22 protein-coding genes, 1 tRNA gene, 1 other RNA gene and 1 pseudogene are annotated in these 21363 nt (G+C 58.7%); 15 read left to right on the top strand and 10 right to left on the bottom strand.

The genetic code is table 11. The annotated features are described in order from the left end of the window. Positions 1–286 precede the first annotated feature (286 nt). Positions 287–1810: a YifB family Mg chelatase-like AAA ATPase gene (locus H8S45_RS06975; RefSeq protein ID WP_054327610.1), complete on the top strand. Its 1524-nt coding sequence runs from the start codon at positions 287–289 to the stop codon at positions 1808–1810. A gap of 145 nt (positions 1811–1955) precedes the next feature. Further along, complete coding sequence (locus H8S45_RS06970) at positions 1956–3173, top strand: M15 family metallopeptidase (protein WP_107631925.1); 1218 nt, start codon at positions 1956–1958, stop codon at positions 3171–3173. Between the two features lie 49 nt (positions 3174–3222). On the opposite strand, the gene H8S45_RS06965 is transcribed toward H8S45_RS06970, so the two are convergent. Then, positions 3223–4563 (bottom strand): MATE family efflux transporter, encoded by a 1341-nt coding sequence (locus H8S45_RS06965; RefSeq protein WP_054327613.1) that lies wholly within the window; start codon positions 4561–4563, stop codon positions 3223–3225. A gap of 152 nt (positions 4564–4715) precedes the next feature. On the opposite strand from H8S45_RS06965, the gene H8S45_RS06960 reads away from it, so the two are divergent. Together H8S45_RS06960 and H8S45_RS06955 are read left to right on the top strand one after the other, a co-directional pair. Further along, positions 4716–5174 (top strand): Lrp/AsnC family transcriptional regulator, encoded by a 459-nt coding sequence (locus H8S45_RS06960; protein WP_054327614.1) that lies wholly within the window; start codon positions 4716–4718, stop codon positions 5172–5174. A gap of 200 nt (positions 5175–5374) precedes the next feature. Continuing rightward, the gene (locus H8S45_RS06955) at positions 5375–6442 is read left to right on the top strand and encodes a helix-turn-helix domain-containing protein (protein WP_186949847.1); all 1068 of its coding nucleotides are present in this window, start codon (positions 5375–5377) and stop codon (positions 6440–6442) included. A gap of 495 nt (positions 6443–6937) precedes the next feature. Here the strand turns inward: H8S45_RS06955 and rplT are convergent, their stop codons facing one another. The 3 genes from rplT to infC are packed head-to-tail and all read right to left on the bottom strand — an operon-like array spanning position 6938 to position 8087. Beyond that, positions 6938–7291, bottom strand: coding sequence for a 50S ribosomal protein L20 (rplT, locus tag H8S45_RS06950; RefSeq protein ID WP_054327616.1), 354 nt, complete (start codon positions 7289–7291; stop codon positions 6938–6940). Positions 7292–7326: 35 nt separating this feature from the next. Further along, a complete protein-coding gene (gene rpmI, locus H8S45_RS06945; RefSeq protein ID WP_054327617.1) occupies positions 7327–7530 on the bottom strand; it encodes a 50S ribosomal protein L35 in 204 nt (67 codons plus the stop codon). A 47-nt stretch (positions 7531–7577) separates the two neighbouring features. Further along, positions 7578–8087, bottom strand: coding sequence for a translation initiation factor IF-3 (gene infC / locus H8S45_RS06940; RefSeq protein WP_054327618.1), 510 nt, complete (start codon positions 8085–8087; stop codon positions 7578–7580). A 386-nt stretch (positions 8088–8473) separates the two neighbouring features. On the opposite strand from infC, the gene H8S45_RS06935 reads away from it, so the two are divergent. From H8S45_RS06935 to H8S45_RS06925, 3 genes are all read left to right on the top strand, one after another. Beyond that, positions 8474–8755: a DUF1292 domain-containing protein gene (locus tag H8S45_RS06935; RefSeq protein ID WP_054327619.1), complete on the top strand. Its 282-nt coding sequence runs from the start codon at positions 8474–8476 to the stop codon at positions 8753–8755. Between the two features lie 40 nt (positions 8756–8795). Next, positions 8796–8989, top strand: a non-coding RNA gene (gene ssrS, locus H8S45_RS06930) — 6S RNA. A 183-nt stretch (positions 8990–9172) separates the two neighbouring features. Beyond that, positions 9173–9811, top strand: a complete 639-nt coding sequence (locus tag H8S45_RS06925; protein ID WP_054327620.1) for a type I phosphoribosyltransferase — start codon at positions 9173–9175, stop codon at positions 9809–9811. Positions 9812–9873: 62 nt separating this feature from the next. On the opposite strand, the gene H8S45_RS06920 is transcribed toward H8S45_RS06925, so the two are convergent. The 3 genes and pseudogenes from H8S45_RS06920 to trmB form a co-directional block, all read right to left on the bottom strand. Then, positions 9874–10236, bottom strand: coding sequence for a DUF134 domain-containing protein (locus tag H8S45_RS06920; protein ID WP_147574291.1), 363 nt, complete (start codon positions 10234–10236; stop codon positions 9874–9876). A gap of 6 nt (positions 10237–10242) precedes the next feature. Next, positions 10243–10680 (bottom strand): annotated as a pseudogene (locus H8S45_RS06915) (NifB/NifX family molybdenum-iron cluster-binding protein); the annotation flags it as partial. A gap of 99 nt (positions 10681–10779) precedes the next feature. Further along, on the bottom strand, positions 10780–11439 hold the full coding sequence (trmB, locus tag H8S45_RS06910) for a tRNA (guanosine(46)-N7)-methyltransferase TrmB (RefSeq protein ID WP_054327623.1): 660 nt from the start codon (positions 11437–11439) through the stop codon (positions 10780–10782). 188 nt (positions 11440–11627) lie between these two features. Between trmB and malQ the strand changes: the two genes are divergently transcribed. From malQ to H8S45_RS06890, 4 genes are all read left to right on the top strand, one after another. Beyond that, positions 11628–13121, top strand: coding sequence for a 4-alpha-glucanotransferase (gene malQ / locus H8S45_RS06905; protein WP_054327624.1), 1494 nt, complete (start codon positions 11628–11630; stop codon positions 13119–13121). A 40-nt stretch (positions 13122–13161) separates the two neighbouring features. Beyond that, positions 13162–14373 carry an HAD-IA family hydrolase gene (locus tag H8S45_RS16245; protein ID WP_082397213.1) on the top strand — a complete coding sequence of 404 codons (1212 nt, stop codon included), beginning with the start codon at positions 13162–13164 and terminating at the stop codon, positions 14371–14373. Between the two features lie 139 nt (positions 14374–14512). Further along, complete coding sequence (locus tag H8S45_RS06895; RefSeq protein ID WP_054327625.1) at positions 14513–15214, top strand: helix-turn-helix domain-containing protein; 702 nt, start codon at positions 14513–14515, stop codon at positions 15212–15214. A gap of 90 nt (positions 15215–15304) precedes the next feature. Next, a tRNA-Gly gene (locus H8S45_RS06890) sits at positions 15305–15380 on the top strand. Between the two features lie 103 nt (positions 15381–15483). Here H8S45_RS06890 and H8S45_RS06885 read toward each other — a convergent pair. Both H8S45_RS06885 and H8S45_RS06880 read right to left on the bottom strand, forming a co-directional pair. Further along, positions 15484–15945 (bottom strand): NAD(P)H-dependent oxidoreductase subunit E, encoded by a 462-nt coding sequence (locus tag H8S45_RS06885; RefSeq protein WP_054327626.1) that lies wholly within the window; start codon positions 15943–15945, stop codon positions 15484–15486. Next, positions 15911–16771: a pyridoxamine kinase gene (locus H8S45_RS06880; protein ID WP_107631916.1), complete on the bottom strand. Its 861-nt coding sequence runs from the start codon at positions 16769–16771 to the stop codon at positions 15911–15913. Before H8S45_RS06880 ends, H8S45_RS06885 begins: the two co-directional genes overlap by 35 nt. A 157-nt stretch (positions 16772–16928) precedes the next feature. Here H8S45_RS06880 and H8S45_RS06875 point away from each other — a divergent pair, with 157 nt between their 5' ends. From H8S45_RS06875 to H8S45_RS06860, 4 genes are read left to right on the top strand one after another with little or no spacing between them, the layout of a single operon-like run. After that, positions 16929–18209, top strand: a complete 1281-nt coding sequence (locus tag H8S45_RS06875) for a glycoside hydrolase family 10 protein (RefSeq protein ID WP_186949845.1) — start codon at positions 16929–16931, stop codon at positions 18207–18209. Between the two features lie 20 nt (positions 18210–18229). Beyond that, entirely contained in the window at positions 18230–18961 is a 732-nt protein-coding gene (locus H8S45_RS06870) for an acyl-[acyl-carrier-protein] thioesterase (RefSeq protein WP_054327629.1), read from the top strand. Positions 18962–18964: 3 nt separating this feature from the next. After that, positions 18965–19276, top strand: a complete 312-nt coding sequence (locus H8S45_RS06865; RefSeq protein WP_054327630.1) for a hypothetical protein — start codon at positions 18965–18967, stop codon at positions 19274–19276. Then, positions 19260–19700 carry a HEPN domain-containing protein gene (locus H8S45_RS06860; RefSeq protein WP_054327631.1) on the top strand — a complete coding sequence of 147 codons (441 nt, stop codon included), beginning with the start codon at positions 19260–19262 and terminating at the stop codon, positions 19698–19700. Before H8S45_RS06865 ends, H8S45_RS06860 begins: the two co-directional genes overlap by 17 nt. A gap of 41 nt (positions 19701–19741) precedes the next feature. Here H8S45_RS06860 and H8S45_RS06855 read toward each other — a convergent pair whose 3' ends face one another. Next, on the bottom strand, positions 19742–21025 hold the full coding sequence (locus H8S45_RS06855) for a glycosyltransferase family 2 protein (RefSeq protein ID WP_054327632.1): 1284 nt from the start codon (positions 21023–21025) through the stop codon (positions 19742–19744). Positions 21026–21363 lie beyond the last annotated feature (338 nt).

Here is a 21363-nt window from a genome sequence, read left to right as displayed (position 1 = left end):
TGCTGAAGGGGTGAAAAAGGACCTTTCCGCACCAGTTTTGCGCCGAAAAAGCGATCTTCACCAACCGTATTTATTTTAGCACTCCTCCCTCCAATTGTAAACACCCAATATGACAAATTCATAACGATTTCCGCTTTTTCAGAACCGATTTCATATCGTGAAACAAATTGCTCTTTTTGTACCATAAATATTACATTTAGTTTGCATTTGACGTTTTGCATTGCGGAATTTGACATTTTGTAGTATAGTATTAGCGGTAAGAATTGGCGTTTCGGAGGGGCTTAACATGGTATCGCGTGTCTTCTCAGCCGGCCTGCGTGGCATCGATGGATATATCGTCACGGCCGAATGCTTTCTGTCCAGCGGCCTGCCCCGTTTGGATATCGTTGGCCTGCCGACCGGCGCGGTCAGCGAAGCTGGGGAGCGTGTGCGCGCCGCAGTCAAATCCCGCGGCTTCGACTGGCCGGTTTCCCGCCTGACGGTCAACCTCGCTCCCGCGGATACCAAAAAGGCCGGCGCCGCCTATGACCTTCCGATTCTGCTTTCCATCCTTGCGGCCGCGGGCGAGATCGATCCCCTGCCGCAGGACGCCGTCTTTCTCGGCGAGTTGTCCCTGACCGGCGAGCTGCGTCCGGTGTGCGGCGCACTTTCTATGGCGCTCGCCGTGCGGGACGCCGGCTTCCGAACGGTATTTGTCCCACAGCAGAACGCGGCCGAGGCCGCCTATGCCGCCGGCGTCACCGTGCTGCCGGCGGCCGGCCTGGACGACCTGCTCGCCCACCTGAACGGGCGCCGCCCGCTTTCTCCCTGTCTCCCGCCTGCCGCGCCGCCGCCGTGCAGCGCGCCCCTCGATTTCTCGCACGTCATGGGGCAGCACGCGGTCAAGCGCGCGCTCGAGATCGCCGCTGCGGGCGGACACAATATTATTCTCTCCGGCCCGCCCGGGTCGGGCAAGAGCATGATGGCAAAATGCTTCCCCACCATCCTGCCGCCTCTGTCCGATGCGGAGCGGCTGGAGGTCATCCGCGTCTGGTCGGCGGTCGGCCGCGGCCAGGAAGCGGTTGGCCGCGCGGAGCGGCCGTTCCGCGCGCCGCACCATAACTCCTCCGCAAACGCGGTCGCGGGCGGCGCGGGTGCCGGCGGGCGGCTCCCTGTCCCCGGCGAAGTCACGCTGGCCCACCATGGGGTATTATTTCTGGACGAGCTGCCCGAGTTTCACCGCGATGTACTCGAAACCCTGCGCCAGCCGCTCGAAGACGGAAAAATCACGATCTCCCGCGTTGCCGGGCAGGTCACTTATCCGGCGCATTTTCAATTAATCGCAGCTATGAATCCCTGCAAATGCGGCTGGTATGGAAGCGGCCGCTGCACTTGCTCGCCCGCTTCCGTGCAGCAGTACCTGCGGCGGCTGTCCGGCCCTCTGCTCGACCGCATCGACCTGCAGATCGCGGTACAGCCTGTCGAATATGCGGCGCTGGCTGCCCGCGGACGGGCTGCCGAGGAGCCTTCGGCGGCGATCCGCGACCGCGTGTGCGCCGCCCGCGTGGTCCAGTACCAGCGGCAGGGCGACGGTATCTGCAACGCCAGAATACCGCCCGCGCAATTGGCGCTGTACTGTGTCCTGTCCGACGACGCTTCCCGCATATTCGCGGCGGCGTTTGAGCGGCTCGGCCTCACCGCCCGCGCGCACGACCGTGTGCTGCGCGTGGCGAGAACGGTCGCTGATCTGGCCGGCAGCGCGTCCATCCAGTCCGAGCATCTTGCCGAGGCCCTACAGTACCGCACGCTCGACCGTGCGGCCGCCGATTGACCCACTTCCGCGCGGCGGGTTGTGGAAAAGCCTGTGTGTATTGTGAATAAATTCCTTTTTCAACGGTTTTTCCCAGGTTTTTGCGGTTAACTATTCCATAAAATATCCTAATTCTCTTTATTGAGACGCAAGGAGGTCTTTCCCTATGTCCCATCCCTTTGCCCGCCGGGCGGGTGCGTTGGCGTTGACAGCGGCGTTGTTCGTCCAGCAGGCCGGCGCGCTTTCCAATATTTCCTCCTGGGCGGAGGAGGGCGTCGCAGCCGCGCAGGCTGCCGGCCTGATGCCCAGCGCGCTCGAAGCGCTCAACGCAAAGGCCGAGATCACCCGCGCGGAATTCTGCGGCATTGCCGTAAACGCTTATAAGGCGGTGAGCGGCAAGGCGGTGTTCGCTTCAGCCAAAAAGCCGTTCCGCGACTGTGACGACCCCAATGTGGTCGCGGCATATGAGCTCGGCCTGGTAAGCGGCCGCGGCGACGGCATTTTCGATCCGGACGCCAGCATCAAGCGGCAGGACCTCTGTGTGATGCTGTATAATATCCTGGACGCCGCCGGCATCGACGCCCCCGCCATCGCGGGCGATGCCTGCGTGGAGGATTATCCCGACGTTCCGCAAATCAGCGATTATGCGGTCAACGCCATGATTACCATGGTCGATTATACAATCGTAAACGGCATTTCCGCCGCGGACGAGGCTACGCTGTTAGCGCCTAACGGCACGGCGACACGCGAGCAGGCCCTTATCATGGCGGAGCGCTTTTGCCAGGCCTTTGAGGACCAGGAGCCTGAAGCGGAGCCCTCCGACGAGGAGGGCGCTGTTTCGGTCCCTGACTACTGGCTCGATCCTGACCTTATGTTCCCCTCCACGGAAACGGACAAAATGATGCTCGTCTACGGTGTGGGCGGTGAAAAGTATCAGACCGCCGAGGAGGCCGAGGCGCACATGGTGGAGATCTCGGTTCCGGTCTGGCGGCTCCAGGCCGACGGGAGCAAGACCTCCAGCACCGCGTATATCGAGGTCAATCAGTCGCTCGCCCCGATTTACGAGGCAATCTTTGAGGAAATTTATAACGGCGACGAGCAGTTCCCGATCAAAAATGTCGGCTGCTATTCCTGGCGCACGGGCGAGCATTCGCAGGGTACCGCGATCGATATCAACTGGGAGGAAAACATGGAGGCTACCATCAACGCGGACGGCTCGCTCACCCCGACCACCGGCACGCACTGGTCGCCCTACGAGGACCCCTACTCCATCCCAGAGGGCGGGGATGTATACAACGCTTTTACGAAATACGGCTTTTCATGGGGTGGGAACGCCTGGTCGAGCAAGCGCGACTACATGCATTTCAGCTATTTCGGACGATAAATAACACGGGAGGGCGGCATAATGCCGCCCTCCCGTGTTTCATCCCGCCCTATCCCCCGGCAAGGATGCTCGTCCGGTTTCTGTAGTAATACAGCACGCCCACCGCATCGGCCAGCGCCCAGCCGATTGGCACCGACATCCAGATGCCGGTCACGCCCAGCGCAGGGACAGCCGACAACGCGTAAGCCAATGCCACACGCGTACCCAGCGAGAATACCGTCAGCACCACTGACATCCCGGGCATCTTGACCGCCCTATAAAAGCCATACAGCAGGAACAACAGGCCGATACCAAAATAGAACGCCCCCTCAATCCGCAGGTAGCCCACGCCGGCCTCGATGATCGCTGTGTCCCCAGCGTCGACAAACAGCCCCATGAGCGGACGGGCCAGCGCGCATACCGCAAGGCTGATGGCCGCGCAGAACGCGAACGCGGACAGCGCCGCGCTTTTTATCCCGCGCCGGATCCGCTCCGCCTTTCCCGCGCCGTAATTCTGGGCGATAAAGGTGGAAAACGCATTGCCGAAATCCTGTACCGGCATATAGGCGAACGAATCGATCTTGACCGCGGCGGCAAACGCCGCCATCACCACCTTGCCGAAGCTGTTGACCAAGCCCTGCACCATCAGGATGCCGAGGTTCATAATGGATTGCTGCACGCAGGTCAGCACCGACAGGCCCGCGATCTCACGGACGATACCGCCGTCCCAGCGGATATGCCGCCGCGCGACCCGCAGCTCCGGAAAGCGGAGCAGGTAATACAGCAATATCCCCAGGCCGGACGCATACTGCGACAGGACGGTCGCAGCCGCCGCGCCCGCCACGCCCCAGCGAAAAACAATCACGAACACCAGATCGAGCGCAATGTTCATCACCGCTGCAACACCCAAAAACAGCAGCGGCGTGACCGAATCCCCGACCGCGCGCAGCAGATTGGCAAAGTAATTATAAAGAAAGGTCGCCGGAATGCCGAAAAAGATGCAGAACAGGTATTCCCGCATCAGTCTGACAACTTCCCGCGGCACCTGCAGGGCGCGGATGATCCAGTCCAGCCCGGCAAACGAGAGGAGGTTGAGCAGCAGCGCCGCCGCACCGATCAGCAGGAACGACAGAGCGAAGCTGGTCCGGAGCCGCTCCATATCCTTCCGCCCAAACTGGATGGAGAAAAACGCGCTGCTCCCCATACACAGCCCGAGCAGGATAGAGGTCAGGAACACCATCAGCGTATACGACGAACCGACCGCCGCCAGCGCGTCCGCACCCAGAAAGCGGCCCACGATCAGCGTATCCGCCACGTTATACATCTGCTGTAGCAGGTTGCCCGCCATCAGCGGCAGGGCGAACAGCAACAGCTTTTTGGTGATATCGCCCTCTGTCAAATCGCCTCGCATACGTCCACCTTTTTCTAAACGTAATTATTATCTTTCTTTATGCAATACTATAGTAGCAATATTTTATTAATTCGTCAATCATATATTTCTATTTGTTCCTTCCCTGTGTTATACTATCTTATATCATCCAACCCTGAAAAGGAGGCTTCCCCATGTATCTGGACTGTCTGGACGCCCTCGACCAAAAGATCCTCACCCTGCTCACACAGAACGCTCGCTATTCCTATTCCGAGATCGGCGAGCTGGTCGGCCTTTCGCGCGTCGCGGTGAAAGGCCGGATCGACGCGCTGGAGAAAAAGGGGATCATCGAGGAATACACGACCATCATCAACCCGCAGAAAATCAGCGGCGCTGTATCCTGCTACTTTGAGATCGAAACGGCTCCCGACGCACTGAACGCCGTGATCGACCGGCTTTATCAGTGCGGCACCGTCACCCAGATCTACCGCATGAGCGGCAATTGCTGCCTGCATGTGCATGCTGTCGCCGCCTCGCAGGACGAGCTTGATACGTTCATCCGGAACGAAATCGACCGTCTGGACGGTACGGTCAGCGTGAAAACACACGTTATCTTGTCCCGCATCAAGGATGTCAAGGGGCTTCGCCTGTAACACAGCTGTCCCCCTTCCCGCTTCGGCGCCCATGCCTGCGCCACAGCTTAACCAGCGGTTGAATAATCCAACCGTTGGTTAAACTTCGCCTCCATTGTGCGGCGGCGCGTCATATGATACGATAGGCATGACAAAGAGCCCTTTGATCCTATTTTAGAGAGCTGGTTTTCTTGATGGAACTGCAAATTGGAAAAATCATTATGCAAACACGCCGCGAAAAAGGGATGACGCAGGAAACGCTCGCTGACATGGTAGGCGTGTCCGCCGCCGCAGTCAGCAAGTGGGAAACCTGCGCAAGCTATCCGGATATCACGCTGCTGCCGCCGCTGGCCCGCGCGCTCGGCCTGTCCGTGGACGCACTTCTCGATTTCCGCCGCGACCCTGCGCGCGAGGAGCAGCTTGCCATTTCCAGCCGGCTGCATCAGGTATTTGACGACCAGGGCTTTGACGCGGGCGTGCGGGCGGTCGAGGCGGTACTGCGCGAATACCCGCACAGCGGCTCGATCAAACTGCTCGCAGGCGCGCTGTATTATCGTTACATCGCCGCAGCCCTCAACCGTGCGGAGGATACGGAACAGACGGCGTCCGATATTACGGAGCGATGCCTCGCCCTGTTTGAGCAGGGGGAACAGCAATCCGAGGAAACCGGCGAAAAGCAGGTTTCCCGCTCCCTGCGCATCAGCATGCTCACCATGCTGGGCCGTTATGAAGAGGCCGAGGCGCTGATCGACAGCCTGCCGCCAAAGCAGGGCATCGATTCGGATGAGCTGCGCCTGTCCCTTTACCTGGCACAGGAAAAGCTGACCGAGGCAGAGCAGCTTGCGCGCCGCGCGCTGCTGACCCATGTGGGCGAGGTATCAACCGCGCTGATGAGCCTGACCACCATCGCCCGCCGGCAAAAGGCGTTTGCCGCCGCCCACCGTCTGGTTGACGCCTACCGCGCGGTCGATGCTCTGTTCGGACTTGACCGGTCGAACGGCCTGCTGCTCGGCATCATGCTCGCGCAGGATGAGGGCGACCAGGCGCAGGCGCTTGACCTGTTCGAGCAGTATATCGACACGCGCCTTGCCTATACGCTCGATTACCGTGATAACCCGTTTTTTGCCGCGGTGCAGACGCATGTCCCTACAAGGAACGATATTATTGAAACACACCGCCTGACGCTCCGTGCTATCGAGGAGGACGAGCGGTACGCGCCCCTGCGGGACGAGCCGCGCTTCCAGGCTGCGCTCGACCACCTGCGCGCGGCCATTCCGGCGGAAAATTGAACAAACAAAATGCCCGAAACGGAAAACCGCTTCGGGCATCACTTCTTTTGAGACGCGTTTTTCATATTCAGAATGGAACTCCCCTGTTTTTATTGCCGGGAAATAAATATAAAAAAACCACGCGGCCGCATTTCAATCCCGATGCGCGCCCTGCGTGGACCAATCCATAAAGCGTTTTACTTTTCGCTTTGCGTCTCATGCTCATCACCGAAAATCAAATCATCGATGTCCGGCCGGTCGGGCTTTTGCGGGATTCGGATATGTCTCATCAGCCTTTGCACCTCCTCTTATTGATTTATCTGTTATCCAGTATAACATATTATGCAAAAAAATCAAATAAAATTCCTGTAAAGTTACACAAATGTAACAATTTTTTCGACACGCCGCACCGTTCCCCGCCGCAGCCGCGCGGCCGCCAAAAAAGAAAAAGGCCGTAAAACGGCCTTTTTCACAAACAGCAAGCGGTTTCCGCAGAGCCTTCCGACCCTTTGGGGATCAAAGCGCCGCCTTCGCCTTTTCCGCCAGCGCGGCGAACGCAGCCTTGTCGTTGACCGCAAGGTCCGCGAGCATCTTACGGTTGAGGTCGATGCCGGCTTTCTTGAGGCCGTTCATAAAGCGGCTGTAATTCATGCCGCAGGACTTGGCGGCAGCCGAAATACGGGTGATCCACAGGCGGCGGAAGTCGCGCTTCTTGTGCTTGCGGCCGATATACGCGTACTTCAGGCTCTTCATAACCGCCTGGTTGGCTACGCGGTAATGGGTGGATTTCGCACCCCAGTAGCCCTTGGCACGCTTGAGGATCTTCTTTCTTCTTTTGCGCGTCATCATCGCGCCCTTAACTCTTGCCATTGTGATTGCCTCCTATATGAAAGATATGATTTTACTTACTTATACGGCAGCAGACGCTTGAGCTGCGCCACATTGGTGGAATCCGCAAAGCCTTCCTTGCGGAGGTGGCGCTTGAGCTTGGTGGTCTTTCCGTGGCCGTTGAGCAGATGGCGCTTACCAACATGGCCGCGCTTGAATTTACCGTTCTTGGTGACGGAAAATCTTTTCTTTGCACCGCTGTGCGTTTTGATCTTAGGCATAAGGGTTTGCTCCTCTCTGAATTTGCGCTGAAAACGCGCTTTTTGGTTTACTTGTCTTTTGCGGGCGCCAGGAACATAAGCATCTGACGGCCTTCGAGCTTGGGCTGCTTTTCCACCGTGCTGCATTCCGCGCACAGCTCCGCGAAGCGATGGAGCAGGTCCTGACCGAGCGACGCATGGGTGACCTCACGGCCGCGGAAGCGGACCGAAACCTTGACCTTGTCGCCGTCCTTCAGGAAGCGGCAGGCATTTTTCACCTTGGTATTCAGGTCGCCGACATCGATATTGGGGGTCAGGCGAATCTCTTTGATCTCCACGACACGCTGATTTTTTCTTGCTTCCTTTTCCCGCTTGGCCTGTTCAAAGCGGAATTTGCCGTAGTCCATGATCTTGCACACCGGCGGCTTTGCCTGCGGGGCGATCTTGACCAGGTCCATGCCTTTTTCCACTGCGATGTCCTGCGCCTGCTGGATAGGCACGATGCCGAGCTGTTCGCCGTCGTCGCTGATCAGGCGGACTTCCTTGTCGCGGATCTCTTCATTGATCTGATGTTCCATGCTGCTGATTGGTAAGCACCTCCAAACAAAAACGGATTAAAATACAAAAAGAAAAAAGGACCGGCCCTTTACGGTCGTCCTCCATCACAAAAGCGCAAAGCTGCCCTGCGGCTTTGCAGAATGATTGACCCGTTTGCTCAAGCGCTGCGGGTGAGGACGCGGCCTTCTTCTTTGTTACCTGTATTACTATAGCAGAAATAAAAGGCAAAGTCAAGGCTTTATTTCTTGCGTTCCTGCTGGTATGATAATTCGCATGGGCGGCATACTATGACAGTGGCGCCGCCCCGATAATTTGGCTTTACAAATCCGGCGCGATTTGTTATGCTTAAAGCGGGGAGAGCAATCCTCCCCCAATCTGAAACCAAACACAAGGAGGTGCCGGAACCATGAGCGAGGAGTACGGCAACGATTTTGTCACGCTGATCGATGAGGATGGCAACGAAGTGGAGTTTGAGCACATCGACACCGTGGAATATGAGGGTACGACCTATCTGGCGTTTATTCCGGCTGAGCTTGCCGTTGAGGAAGACGCGGAGGTCGTCATCATGCAGATCGTAGAGGAAAACGGCGAGGAAATGCTGGAAGCGGTCGAGGACGACGAGATCGCGGATGCAGTGTTCAATATCCTGATGGAACGCGCGGAAGCGGAGGAGGACGAAGAGGGCTGATCCCCTTTTCTTTCCGGCATCCGGCAAGGCTTTGCCGGATGTCACCCTGCCCTGTGCGACAGCGGCCTTTTTTTAACCCACATTTTTAGTACGGGATTTCGGAAAGTTTTGGCATCGAGCAGCAGGCCTCCCGGGTATACACGGATGTTGGAAGCGCAGACATGCCAAACAGAAAACCCACCTGCCAAGTCGTGCAGGTTACTAATTGGGCCGCATCGGCAGGGCGGGGCTTATTACCTTTCGGGCGCATGCGCCCCGCGCATTTCAATGGAACGGCAGCCGCTGTGCGGCTGCTTTTTTATTTCCCCCGCCTGGAAACGCCGTCCGAAGCGCTCGGCTTTTTCTTGCCCTGCACAGTAAAATGCGGTATAATAAAGGTGTGATTTCTTATATTGTCGCAAGAAAGGTGGTTTCCTTATGCAGCAGCCGATCCGAATCATCTCCCATGCCAACAAACGCCTTTACGCGGATGCGATCCCCGGGCATTTCGCCACAAACCATTCGCACATCAATTATTATGTCGATATGTCCGAAATCAAGCACAATATGTCCATGGCGCTTGAAGCGGCGCGCAGCATCGCTTTCCACTTTAGCGCGGTCAGTGTGGACACGCTCCTGTGCCTGGAGGGTACGGAATACATCGGCGCCTATCTGGCCCGCGAGCTTTCCTCCTCGGGTATCGGCAGCCTGAATTCCGGCAAATCCGTCTATCTTGTCGAGCCGGACAACAACGTCAACGGGCAGTTCATGTTCGCGGACAACCTCCGCCCCATGATCGAAAACCGCAATGTACTGGTGCTGGTCAACACGGCCTCGACCGGTCAAACCCTGTCCCAGACGCGCGAGTGCATCGAATATTACGGAGGTCGGGTCGCCGGCTATTCCGCGCTGTTCTCCAACCTTTCCGAGTTGGACGGCAAGCCGGTCGTCCGCCTGTTTTCGGGCGAGGATTTCCCGCATTACCATAATTTTGTCCGCGGCAAGGACTGCCCCGCGTGCGCGGCCGGCGTCCCGCTGGACGCTATCGTCACCCCGCGCGGATACACCAAGCTGTAAGCCCGTGTGGAGGCATCCGTCTGTCAAACGCAGGCGCATCCAGAGAAAAAGGCCGGAGGGAATCAATCCTCCGGCCTTTCCTTATCGCAGCTTCGCTGTAGGCAGCAACCGGCTCTCGGGCAATACGCGCGCCGCTCGCAGACCTCCACCTCCCCGCCCTGGAGCCGCAGCAGCCTGCCGTTGACCAGGCAGTCCGTCAGCTTGCGGCGGGCAGTGTTGTAGATCGCCTGCACCGTGGTGCGCGCGACCCCCATCTGCACGGCGGCCTGCTCCTGCTGCAGGCCCTCCAGGTCGATCAGGCGGAGCGCCTCGTACTCATCCAGCCCCATGACAACCGGCTCCCCCGCGCAGCCCATGCCGCGCGGGCCGAATTCCCGGCAGGCCGGCAGACCGCATACCCTGCGGCACTTTTTCGGCCTTGGCATCCACGTTTACCCGTGGCAGTGGCCGCCACAGGTGTGGCCGCCGTGCGAGGCGCAGTCATGCCCCTCGCCGTGATGCTCGTGGTGGCTGCACCGGACATCCGGATCATACTGGAGCGAGCCGGCCAGGAACGCCCCGACCGCTTCGTCCGCCCCGCCCTGCACGCCGCCCAGCAGGCGGATGCCGGCCTCGGCCAGCGCGGCCTGCGCGCCGCCGCCGATGCCGCCGCAAATCAGCGTATCCACGCCCTGCGCCGCCAAGAAGCCCGCAAGCGCCCCATGCCCGCTGCCATTGGTATCAACAATCCGCGAGGAAAGGATTTTTCCGTCCGCCGTTTCATATACTTTGAACTGGGCGGTATGCCCAAAGTGCTGGAATATCTGTCCATCCTCATAAGTGACTGCGATTTTCATATTGCTGCGCCTCCGTTTTTTATTTTCGGCATATGCCGGTTATAAGTATAGCATAACACTTTTCCGGCATATGTCAATAACATTTATTTTCCATAGGAAAAAGCGGCCCTGCGGCCGCTTTTCATCCTCCCTCTATTTTCTTAAAAATTCCGGCAGCCGCCGACGCGCCTCCAGCCGGTAGATGCGCGCGCCCTCGGATGAGAACTTCTCCTCATATTCGGTCATCACGTTGCCCTCAAAATCCGAGCGGTGCAGGTCGAGCGAAATATTCTGGAGCAGCCAGCCGTACTGACAGACCTCCGCAAGCGTCCACTCAAAAAAGCGCTGGTTATCGGTCTTGAAGCACAGATCGCCCTGCTGCTTCAGCAGCTCGTCATAGACCTCCAGATACGCGCGCCACGTCAGGCGGCGCTTGCGCTGGCGGTTAGGCGGCCACGGGTCGGAAAAGTTCAGGTAGATGCGGTCCACTTCGCCCGGGGCGAACACCTCGCGCAGCTCGGCCGCGTCAAAGGATACGAACCGCAGGTTGGGCAGCGGGTGCTGCTGGCAGCGCTCCGCCGCCATGATGAGCGCGCCCTCCTCCCGTTCGACCGCGATAAAGTTGATCTCCGGATACTGCTCCGCCATGCCGATCGCAAAGCGCCCCTTGCCGCAGCCGATCTCCACATGCAGCGGGTGGTCGTTGCCGAACAGCGCGCGCCAGCGGCCGCGCTTTTCCCTCGGCTCGAACGCCATCACATCCGCGCACGCGGCAAAACGAACGTCCAGGTTTTTCTTTTTGCGCATTCTCATGCGTTGATATTCCCCTTTTTTGTGTTTTCAGCCCTCTTATTATAGCCTGCCGGCCAGCCGTTTGCAAGCGGATTCCGCGCGGTCCCCTATTGTCCTCGCCCGCTTCCAGTCTTTGCCGGCAAGAATAACTCTTGGGAAATCGGCCGAACTGTGTTATAATGGGTCATATTGAATTGGGGGAACGCAGTATGTTCAAACGCTCCAGCGGCGTGCTCGCGCACGTCACTTCTCTGCCCTCGCCGCACGGCGTGGGTACCATGGGCAAGGCCGCGTATGATTTTGTGGATTTTCTCTCCGCCGCCCGTCAGACCTATTGGCAGGTCCTGCCGCTCGGCCACACCGGTTTCGGTGATTCGCCGTATCAGTGCTTTTCCGCAGCGGCGGGCAATCCGTACCTGATCGACCTTGACCTGCTGGTGGAGGACGGCCTGTTGACCGTGGCCGAGGTCAGGGCCGGCGACTTCGAGGCGTCGCCGGACGAGACGGATTTCGAACAGCTCGCGGATACCCGCTGGCCGCTGTTCCGCAAGGCGTACCGCCGCGTTGACGACACGCTGCGCACCAGGATCGCCGCGTTCCGTGAGAAAAATGCCGCCTGGCTGCCGGATTATGCGCTGTTTATGGCGCTTAAAGAGGAAAAATACCACAATATGCCGGTCTATCTTTGGCCGGACAAGGCGGTGCGCGACCGCAAGCCTGCCGCGCTTGAAAAGGCGGCCGCCGAGCTGCGGGACGAGATCGACTTCCGCATCTTCCTGCAATATGTCTTTTTCCAGCAGTGGGACGCGCTGCATGCCTACGCCAATGAAAAAGGCATCCAGATCATCGGGGATATCCCGATCTACGTTTCCGCAGACTCCTCGGATGTGTGGACGCACCCGACGCTGTTCAAGCTCAAGGCCGACCGCAGCCCCAAGCTGGTCGCGGGCGTGCCGCCCGACTACTATTCGGCCACCGGTCAGCTCTGGGGCAATCCGGTGTATGACTGGGACGTACACCGCGCGGAGAACTACGCCTGGTGGGTCTGGCGCATGAAGAGCAACATGGCGCTGTTCGATGTGGTGCGGCTCGACCACTTCCGCGGCTTCGCGGCCTACTGGGAGGTCAAGGCCGGATCGGAAAACGCGATCAAGGGCCATTGGCGCAAAGGCCCGGGCATGGAGCTGCTCCGCGCCATCGAACAGGCGCTCGGTCCGGTCCGGCTCATCGCGGAGGATCTGGGCGTGCAAACCGACGAGGTGCGCGAACTGCTCACGGAAAGCGGCCTGCCGGGCATGAAGGTGCTGATCTTCGGCTTCACGCCGGACGAAGACAATGAGCACCTGCCGCATAACTTCGTGCCGAACAGCATCGTTTACACCTCCACGCACGACTCCCAGACCGTATGCGAGCAGATCATGGATATCTGCACCGAGCCGGAAAAGCAGTTTGCCTACCGGTACCTGCGCACCTCGCACAGCGAGGCCATGGGCTGGAGCGCGATCAAAAGCGTCTGGGCCTCGCCCGCGCGCATCGCCATGACCCCCCTGCAGGACCTGCTCTCACTCGGCGCGGACGCGCATATGAACACGCCCGGGACGATCGGCGGCAAGAACTGGCGCTGGCGCGTGCGGCGGGAGGCGCTCAACCCGACGGTTTCTTCCCTGCTGGCCGAGATCACGCAAACCTATATGCGCGGCTGAAGCCGCGCCCACTCAAACAGATAAAAAGGATAGCGATAGCATGAAAATCAACACGGCAATCTTTGATTTGGACGGTACCCTGCTCAACACCCTCGGCGACCTGTGCGACAGCGTCAACTGCGCGGTCATGCGGCGCGGCTTCCCCGCTGTGACCGAGGAGCAGACGCGCCAGCGCGCGGGCAACGGCGTGCGTAAGCTGGTCGAGCGCTGCATTCCGGAAAACAAACGCACGGAGGCCATGGTTGACGCCTGTCTCGACGACTTCCGCACCGCCTATAACGAGCGCATGATGAACCGCACCCAACCGTATGACGGCATCCTCCCACTTCTCAAGGCGCTGAAAAAGGCCGGTGTTTCGGTCGGCGTGCTTTCCAACAAATACGATCTGGCCGCCAAGGGGCTGATCCGGCATTATTTCGGTGATCTTGTGCAGGTCACCTGCGGCGAGCGGCCGGACACCCCCCGCAAGCCCGATCCGACCAGCGCGCTCCAACTGCTGCGCGAGCTGGGCGGCGACGCGGCGACCGCCCTCTATATCGGAGACAGCGCGGTCGATATGCAGACCGCGCAAAATGCCGGCCTGGCCGCTGTCGGCGTGACCTGGGGCTTCCGTCCGGCCGAGGAACTAAAGGCGGCCGGTGCGCAGGCATTGGTAAGCGACCCGTCCGAATTGCTGCCGATGTTCGAACGCGGCTTGCCGGGGGTAGACGCGATCTGCAGGGCTTTCACCGCGCGCGGCTTCGGCTTTACTTACTTCCCCACCGCGCAGGAGGCACAGCGCTACCTGACCGACGCCTGCGCGGGCAAATCGGTTTCTCTCGGCGGCTCAATGACGCTCAAAGAGCTGGGTTTTCCGGAAGCCTTTGCCGGAAACACCGCTGTCCACTGGCACTGGCTCAAGCCGGGTGAATTCTTCCAGACGCCGGACATTTATCTCTGCTCCGCCAACGGCCTGTCGGAAAACGGCGAGATCGTTAATATCGACGGCACCTGCAACCGCGTCGCGGGTACGCTGTTCGGCCCGAAGCGCTGCATCTTTGTCTGCGGCATCAACAAGCTGTGCCCCGATCTGGAAAGCGCGATCGACCGCGCGAAAAACGTCGCCGCCCCCCTCAACGCCAAACGGCTTTCCGGAAAGGATGATCCGGAGATTGTGGAAAAGCTCTGCCGCGCCATGGTGATCCACATGGGACCGCCCACCAAAATGGAAAAGTGCGAGGTCGTGCTGATCGGCGAGCCGCTCGGCTATTGATCTTTCCGGCGCGTTTTGCGAAAAACGCGCCTTTTTTCCTGTCCGCAACCGCCGGTTGCGTAATTTCCAGCCCCGCTTGGTGGCATGCAACCGCTTTTTCCGGTAAAATCAGGACCATCAAGCAAGGAGGTAAGCAAACATGACGCTTGGAGAAAAAATCATCAGCCTGCGCAAACAGCGCGGCTTATCGCAGGAGGAGCTAGCCATTACACTCGGCATATCGCGGCAGGCGGTTTCCAAATGGGAGACCGAGGATGCCACGCCGGACACGGATAAGGTAATCGCGCTCGCAGACTATTTTAACGTCACGACCGACTGGCTGCTGCGGGATGTCGAGCCGCCCGAGACACATGCCGTTACGGACGCGCACATGTCGCCCGTCCAAGCGCGGGCGGGCGCTCCCCTGCTGCTCTGCCTGACGCTGGGCGCGAGCGCGTGCGGGGTGCTGCTTCTGTTTTACGGCCGTTTTGCTTCCGCAAGCTCGATCCCCTCGGTTATCGGCATGATTTTACAGATCTGCGCCATCACCATAGCGACAGGCTTCGGGCTGTATTTGAAAAACAGTGCGGACACCATACAGGGGGCGGGCTTTATCCGGTCTTTCTGGCGCGTGAATATCTGGATGGTCGCGCTGCTGCCGGTGCGCATGGCCTGTTCCGCGTTTATGCAGCTGTTGCGGCTCATCCCTGAAGAGACGTTGTCGCGCCTGTGGACCGGCCTGCCGCAGCCGCTCTGGCAACTCGGACGGGTGCTACTGTTCGCAGGCGTGCCAATCGCCCTGTATGTGGCGGTATGCCTGTGCGTCACGCTGGTGCTGTGCCGCCCCAGAAAAACAGGATGAAAAAACATCTTTTTTCATTATTTGTTCTTGACAGCTTGTACAGTCTTTGCTATAATAAATATCGCACTGGTAAGTCCAGCGCGATAGCCTGCGGCTGTAGCTCATCTGGTAGAGCGCCACCTTGCCAAGGTGGAGGTAGCGAGTTCGAGCCTCGTCAGCCGCTCCAATAAACAAAAACGCCTGTCCAAAGGACAGGCGTTTTTGTTTTCGGCATCGCGCGGTTTCGCTCCACGCAAAAAGCGGGCGGCCTGTGAAAAGGCCGCCCGCTTTTAACGTTCTCCCTCGATCAGTTTGCGCAGCTTTTCTTCTGTCATCCCTGTATGGATATCGCCGTCCCATTTAACGCAGGGGCCTTTGCCGCATTTTTTCATGCAGCCCGTCACCTTGTAGCGGAAGCCGGCTTCCGCCGTGCCGCCCACCTGTACGCCATAGGTCCGTTCCACAAAATCCGACAGCGCCGCCCGCTTGGCGCAGTTTTTCCCGCCGCAGACAGACAGTGTATGCGGTGCGTCCTCCGTTCGTATCGACGGATACCGCTTGAGCAGCGCGTCGATGAATGTCATTTTCAGCTCCAGCTTTTCCGCGGTCTTTTCCAGCGCTTTCTGCGGTATGACGCCGCCGAACAGCGTCTGGACCTCCCGCAAAAGCTGGATCAGCTCGTTCTGGTCACAGGTAATGCCCCGATCGCGGTAAGCCTTAATGATCTCCTTCAGTTCTTCCTTGTGCTTCATCGCATCCTCCCACCAAATGATACAGCAGCTTTTCAAATTGTACGCCGTGCATCGGATTGGTCTGCTGCGCCGCCGTATAGGCGATGCAGTCCTTGACATATTCGCCCGCGCGGTCGCACGCCGCAGCCAGCTTTTCCCCGTTCAGCAGGCTGCCCAGCATCACAGAGGCGAACAGATCCCCTGTTCCCGGGTAATACCGGTCGACGCGGCGGTGCAGGCTCAGCGCGCCCCCCTCCGCCGTCAGACAGCCCGAGCCTATGCGCCTTTCCGCAAAATCCAGTCCGGTCAGCACAACCTGCGCGCCATACCGCGCGCGCAGCGCGCGCATCCATTCCCAAGCCTCCTCCGCACCGCGCGGCTTGCCGGACGGATCGCGGTCGAGCAGGATCGCGGCTTCGGTCGTATTGGGAGTGATGATATCCGCGATTGCGCAAAGCTCCCGCATGCGGGTACACATCTCAGGCGTGTAGGTGTCGTATATCCTGCCATTGTCGCCCATCACAGGGTCAATCAGGGTGATCCCATCCACGGCCTTCAGCCGCCGCGCCGCCTCCCGCACCCGATCGATCTGATCCGCTGATCCAAGAAAGCCCGCATAGACCGCTTCAAACCGCAGCCCCAGCGCGTCGTACTGCTCTATTGTTCCCTGTATCGCGCCGGTTAAGTCGGTCGTCACCCAGTTTGGGATCGCTGTGTGGGTGGAAAACACCGCTGTTGGCAGCGGCACGCACTGATGTCCCGCCGCGGAAAGCACCGCAATGATTGGCACGAGCGACGAGCGCCCGAATCCGGACAGGTCGTGCAGCGCCAAAACTTTTTTTTGCATGAAAGCCTTTCACATCCTTTTCCCTGTCCATCATACGATGGATCGCCGGCAAAGTCAATGCTCCTTTACGCAACTGGGCGACGTGTTCCTTGCTTTCCGCTGGCCAAAATGGTAAAATAAGAATAAAGCTATGCGCATTTACCAAAGGAGTATTTTCATGCTGAAACGACGTATTTTATCTCTTTTTTTCCTGCTTGCCCTGCTGCTGCCCACCGCTTCGGCCGCAAACGGCAGCGCGGCCAGGGACGGTATCCGCGGCGTCTGGGTTTCCAGCGTTTATAATATCGACTATCCCACCCGACAGGGCATGACCGCGGACGAACTCAAAAGCGAAGCGGACGCGATTTTGGACAACATTGCGTCCATGGGCCTGAACACCGTGTTCTTTCAGGTCCGCCCCTCCGCGGACGCGCTGTACCAGTCCGAACTTTTCCCCTGGAGCCGTTATGTGAGCGGCACGGCGGGCCAGGCGCCCGACGGCGGCCTCGACCTGCTCGCCTATTGGGTAAACGGCGCGCACAGCCGCGGCCTACAGCTCCACGCCTGGATCAATCCCTACCGCATCACCAAGGACGGCGAGGCGGAATGGGCCGCGCTGCCGGAAAGCAGTCCGGCCAAGCAGCATCCGGAATGGGTTGTGCAGTACGATGGGAATTACTATTTTGACCCCGGCCTGTCCGCTGTGCAGCAGCTCGTCATTGACGGCGCGGAGGAAATCGTCCGCAATTACGAGGTGGATGGCATCCATCTTGACGATTATTTTTATCCAGGGCCTGATTTTAACGACGCCACCTCGTTCGCGCGCTACGGCGGCGATTTTGAGGATATCGGGGACTGGCGGCGCGACAATGTCAACACGCTGATCGCCGAACTTGATACGGCGCTGCATGAGCTTAACCCCGACCTCTCTTTCGGCGTCAGCCCCGCCGGTATCTGGGATAACCAATCCTCCAACCCCGAAGGCAGCGAAACCAACGGCCGCTCCTCCTACCGTGAGATATACTGCGATTCGGTCGAATGGATCGAGGCCGGCACGGTCGATTATATCTGTCCCCAGCTCTACTGGTCCATCGGCTACGAGATCGCGGACTTCGAGATCCTGCTCGACTGGTGGCAGAACGTTGTGGCAACCAGCGATGTCGCCCTCTATATCGGCATCGGCGCGTACCGCGCGGCCGAGGCGCAGCCCGGCGATGTCTGGTATGGCACGGCCGAACTGCAACGGCAGTTGGACATGATCGAAAGCAGCATCGATGTGCAGGGCGAGGTGTTTTTCAGCTATTCCTCCCTGATCGATACCGCCAACTGCTCGTCCATGCTGGCCAAACACTATACCGAGATTGACGGCGTCCCGCCCGGAGACGCCACCGGCGAGTCTGCGCAGCACAGCAGCCTGCTGGAAATCCTTTCCCGCTTTATCACCAGCCTGTTTTATTAACTGATTGGAGGCGTATCCCCTTGGCCGACCTGCTTTCCCGTGAATACGAGATCAATTACAGCCATGTTGATAACCGCGGCATCGCAAAGCCGTCTTTCCTGTGGAACATCATGCAGGACGCGGCTACCGTACACGCGGAGGCCCTGCATCTCGGCCCCGCAGACCTTCATATCCTGTGGGTACTGTCTCGGATGCGCGCCACTCTCCTGCGACCGTTGCTGCCCTACGAGCGCATCCGCTGCGAAACCTGGTGTCCCGGCATCCGCGGCGCGAGCTGGTACCGTTGCTTTGCGTTTTTTGCCAACGAAAAGCTGGTCGGCGAGGCCCAGTCCATGTGGGTGACGCTTGACCCGCAGACCCACCGCATCCTGCGGCCCAGCGGCTTCCCCGCGGCCGCGGATTACCTACATACGGCGCGCGGTGCGTTATTCGACCCGCTTCCCAAGCTCTCTTGCGCGTCTGTCAAACCGCATCATGTCCACCCCGTCCTATATTCCGACCTGGATGTCAACAACCATGTCAACAATGTCCGCGTCGTCGAGCTGATCTCGGACGCGCTCGACCTGCAGCGGCAGCCGGGCTTTATCTCCGAGCTACAGGTCAACTACACGGCGGAAACCACGTTCGGCGAGCAGCTCGCACTTCTCTGCGGCACGGTGGGCTCGGCCCGCTACGTCCGCGGCGAGGCAGATGGAAAACCGCATTTTGAAGCGCTCGCCACAATGTCCCCTCTGGAAAGGCAGGTACCCTGAAGCATGACCGATCTGATAAAGCAAACGGCCGACGATATCCTGCGGATCTGTAGGCCGGAAAAAATCATCCTTTTTGCCGAAAAACGCACGATGGCGACCGGCAAGCTCAAAGCGCTCAGCCTGTGCGTCATTGTGCCGGACGACGTGGACTGCCGTAAGCTGCGGCCACGCCTGCACCTTGCAATCTCGGCCGATGTGCCGGTCAATCTGAGCGTGTATACCGCCGAGGAATGGGAGGATCTGTGCGCCGACGGAACATCGTACGCCGCCTGGATCGCCCGGAAAGGCCAGGTAATCTATGAGTCGACGACGTAAAGGGGCCTCCGACAGTCATTTCTATTACAAATGGCTGGACAAAGCGCTGTGCGACCTGCAGTGCGCCCGCCTGCTTCTGACCTATGGCGGCGACCCTTACAACACCGCGTTCCACTGCCAGCAGGCGATTGAAAAAGCGCTCAAGGGCTATCTGCTCTATCGCACCGGCAGACACTTTGACGGGCACAACCTCACCTATCTGTGCCGGCAGGCCATCCGCATCGATCCGGATACGTTTACCGAATACCTCGATGAAAGCGCGGCGCTCAACGACCTTTATATTGAAACGCGCTATCCCACCGACCTCCCTTTCGAGATCGACGAGCGCGAGATCCGGCGGTATCTGGATATGGCCGAGCGCATGTTCGCCGCGATCCGCAGGGAGCTTTACGCCGGCGGCCGGCCGCACCGCATCGAAGAATAATAAAAGCCTGCTGCGTTCCCCGCAGCAGGCTTTTTGGGCCTTTATGCCCGTTCTTTTCCTTTTTCCGCCTTGGCCGCCAAGCCATGCCGGATCGGCTTCCATTCCACCTTGTTCACCAAGGCGGCAAGCGAGATCGGTATGTACGTCAGCATAAACAGCGGGAACGTGAACATAAACACAATCTTTTTCCATGCCGGACCATCAATTTTCTTCCATTCGGATAGCATCGTGACCGCCCCGAACAGGAACAGGCTGAACGAAATCCCCTTAATTGTCATCCAAATAATCCGCCCCAGCATACGCAGCACGCGGTATGTGATAAACGCCGGCTGCGCAAGGCTGCTCAGACAGGCGAACAGCGCCAGCGCCAGCACGCCGAGCGTGACCAGGTTGCCGGGCGCGACCGTCATCAGCATATCATAACAGGACATGCTGTGGCGCCCGCCGCGCAGGCAGCCGCCCAGAAGCGCGCCGGTATAGCGCGCGTCGATCTGGTAAAAGCCCTTGGTCCAGCGCATTCGCTGATCCCACGACTGCCGGAACGCGGTCGGCTGCTCGTCGTAGATCACGGCCGTGCCGCAGTAGCCGATCTTCCGGCCGCGGATCGCGCATGAAATAGAAAACTCAATATCCTCGGTCAGCAGATGGTAGGGCCAGCCGCCATCCTCGCGTATCACATCCGCCGCGACCAGGAAGCCGGTGCCGGAAACCGCGCAGTTCACCCCAAGCTGGGTGCGCGGGCGGTTCAGGTAGCGCGCTTCCCTCAGGAACCACAGCGCATAGCCTGCGGAAATCCAATTGTCGCAGAAGTTTTTGGAATTGCGGTAGCTGGTCAGGGCCGCGTATTCGCCGGTGTCGAACATCTTGTTCATTTCCCGCACAAACTGCGGGTCAACCAGATTGTCCGCGTCAAACACGAAGAAGCCTTCGTAGGCCTGCTCGCCTTGGTCCTCAAAAATGCGGCGGAACAGATAATCGAGCGCATATCCCTTGCCGACCTGCACCTTGTTAAACCGCTCGTAAACGATCGCGCCCGCCTGGCGGGATACCTCCGCCGTGCGGTCTGTGCAATTATCCGCAATCACGATCACGTCCAACAGTTCGGCGGGATAGTCCTGCCTCTTAAGGCTTTTGATCAGGTCGCCGATCACGTTCTCCTCGTTGCGCGCGGCGATAATCGCCGCATAGCGGTGCAGCGCGGGGGCTTGCTTCCCGCCTTTCCCTTTTCCGAAGAAGCCGATCAGCAGGTAAACGATTTGGTACGCATAGGCTGCGGTAAAAAAAATGAATAAAACAAAATGTAAACTTTCTAAAAAGCGAAGCATGGCGAAAACTCGTCTCCTTCATTCCCACTCGCAAAGTTACTCTCTCTAATTCTTGTACTATCATAGCACTATTGCCGTATTATGCAATAAGTTTTTGCCGGAAATTCACAACCTCCTTGCATTTTTCACTGTTCGCACAAAAAACCAGATATTTTTTCTGTAATTTTCATCACACTTTTTTGTCGTATTTCTGTCACATTATTTATTGTAGTATAGCAGAAAACCAGACGGATTCCATGAAGTATTTCTTAAGTTTTTTGGTATTTTTCCCTGCCGTCCGTCACATTGGGCCGTTTAACCGTTATCGTGATGAAAAGAGTCCTAGTTATAACGTTAAA

The organism is Agathobaculum faecis (assembly GCF_014287995.1).
GTDB lineage: Bacteria > Bacillota > Clostridia > Oscillospirales > Butyricicoccaceae > Agathobaculum > Agathobaculum ammoniilyticum.
This window is presented reverse-complemented; position numbering and strand designations above follow the sequence as displayed.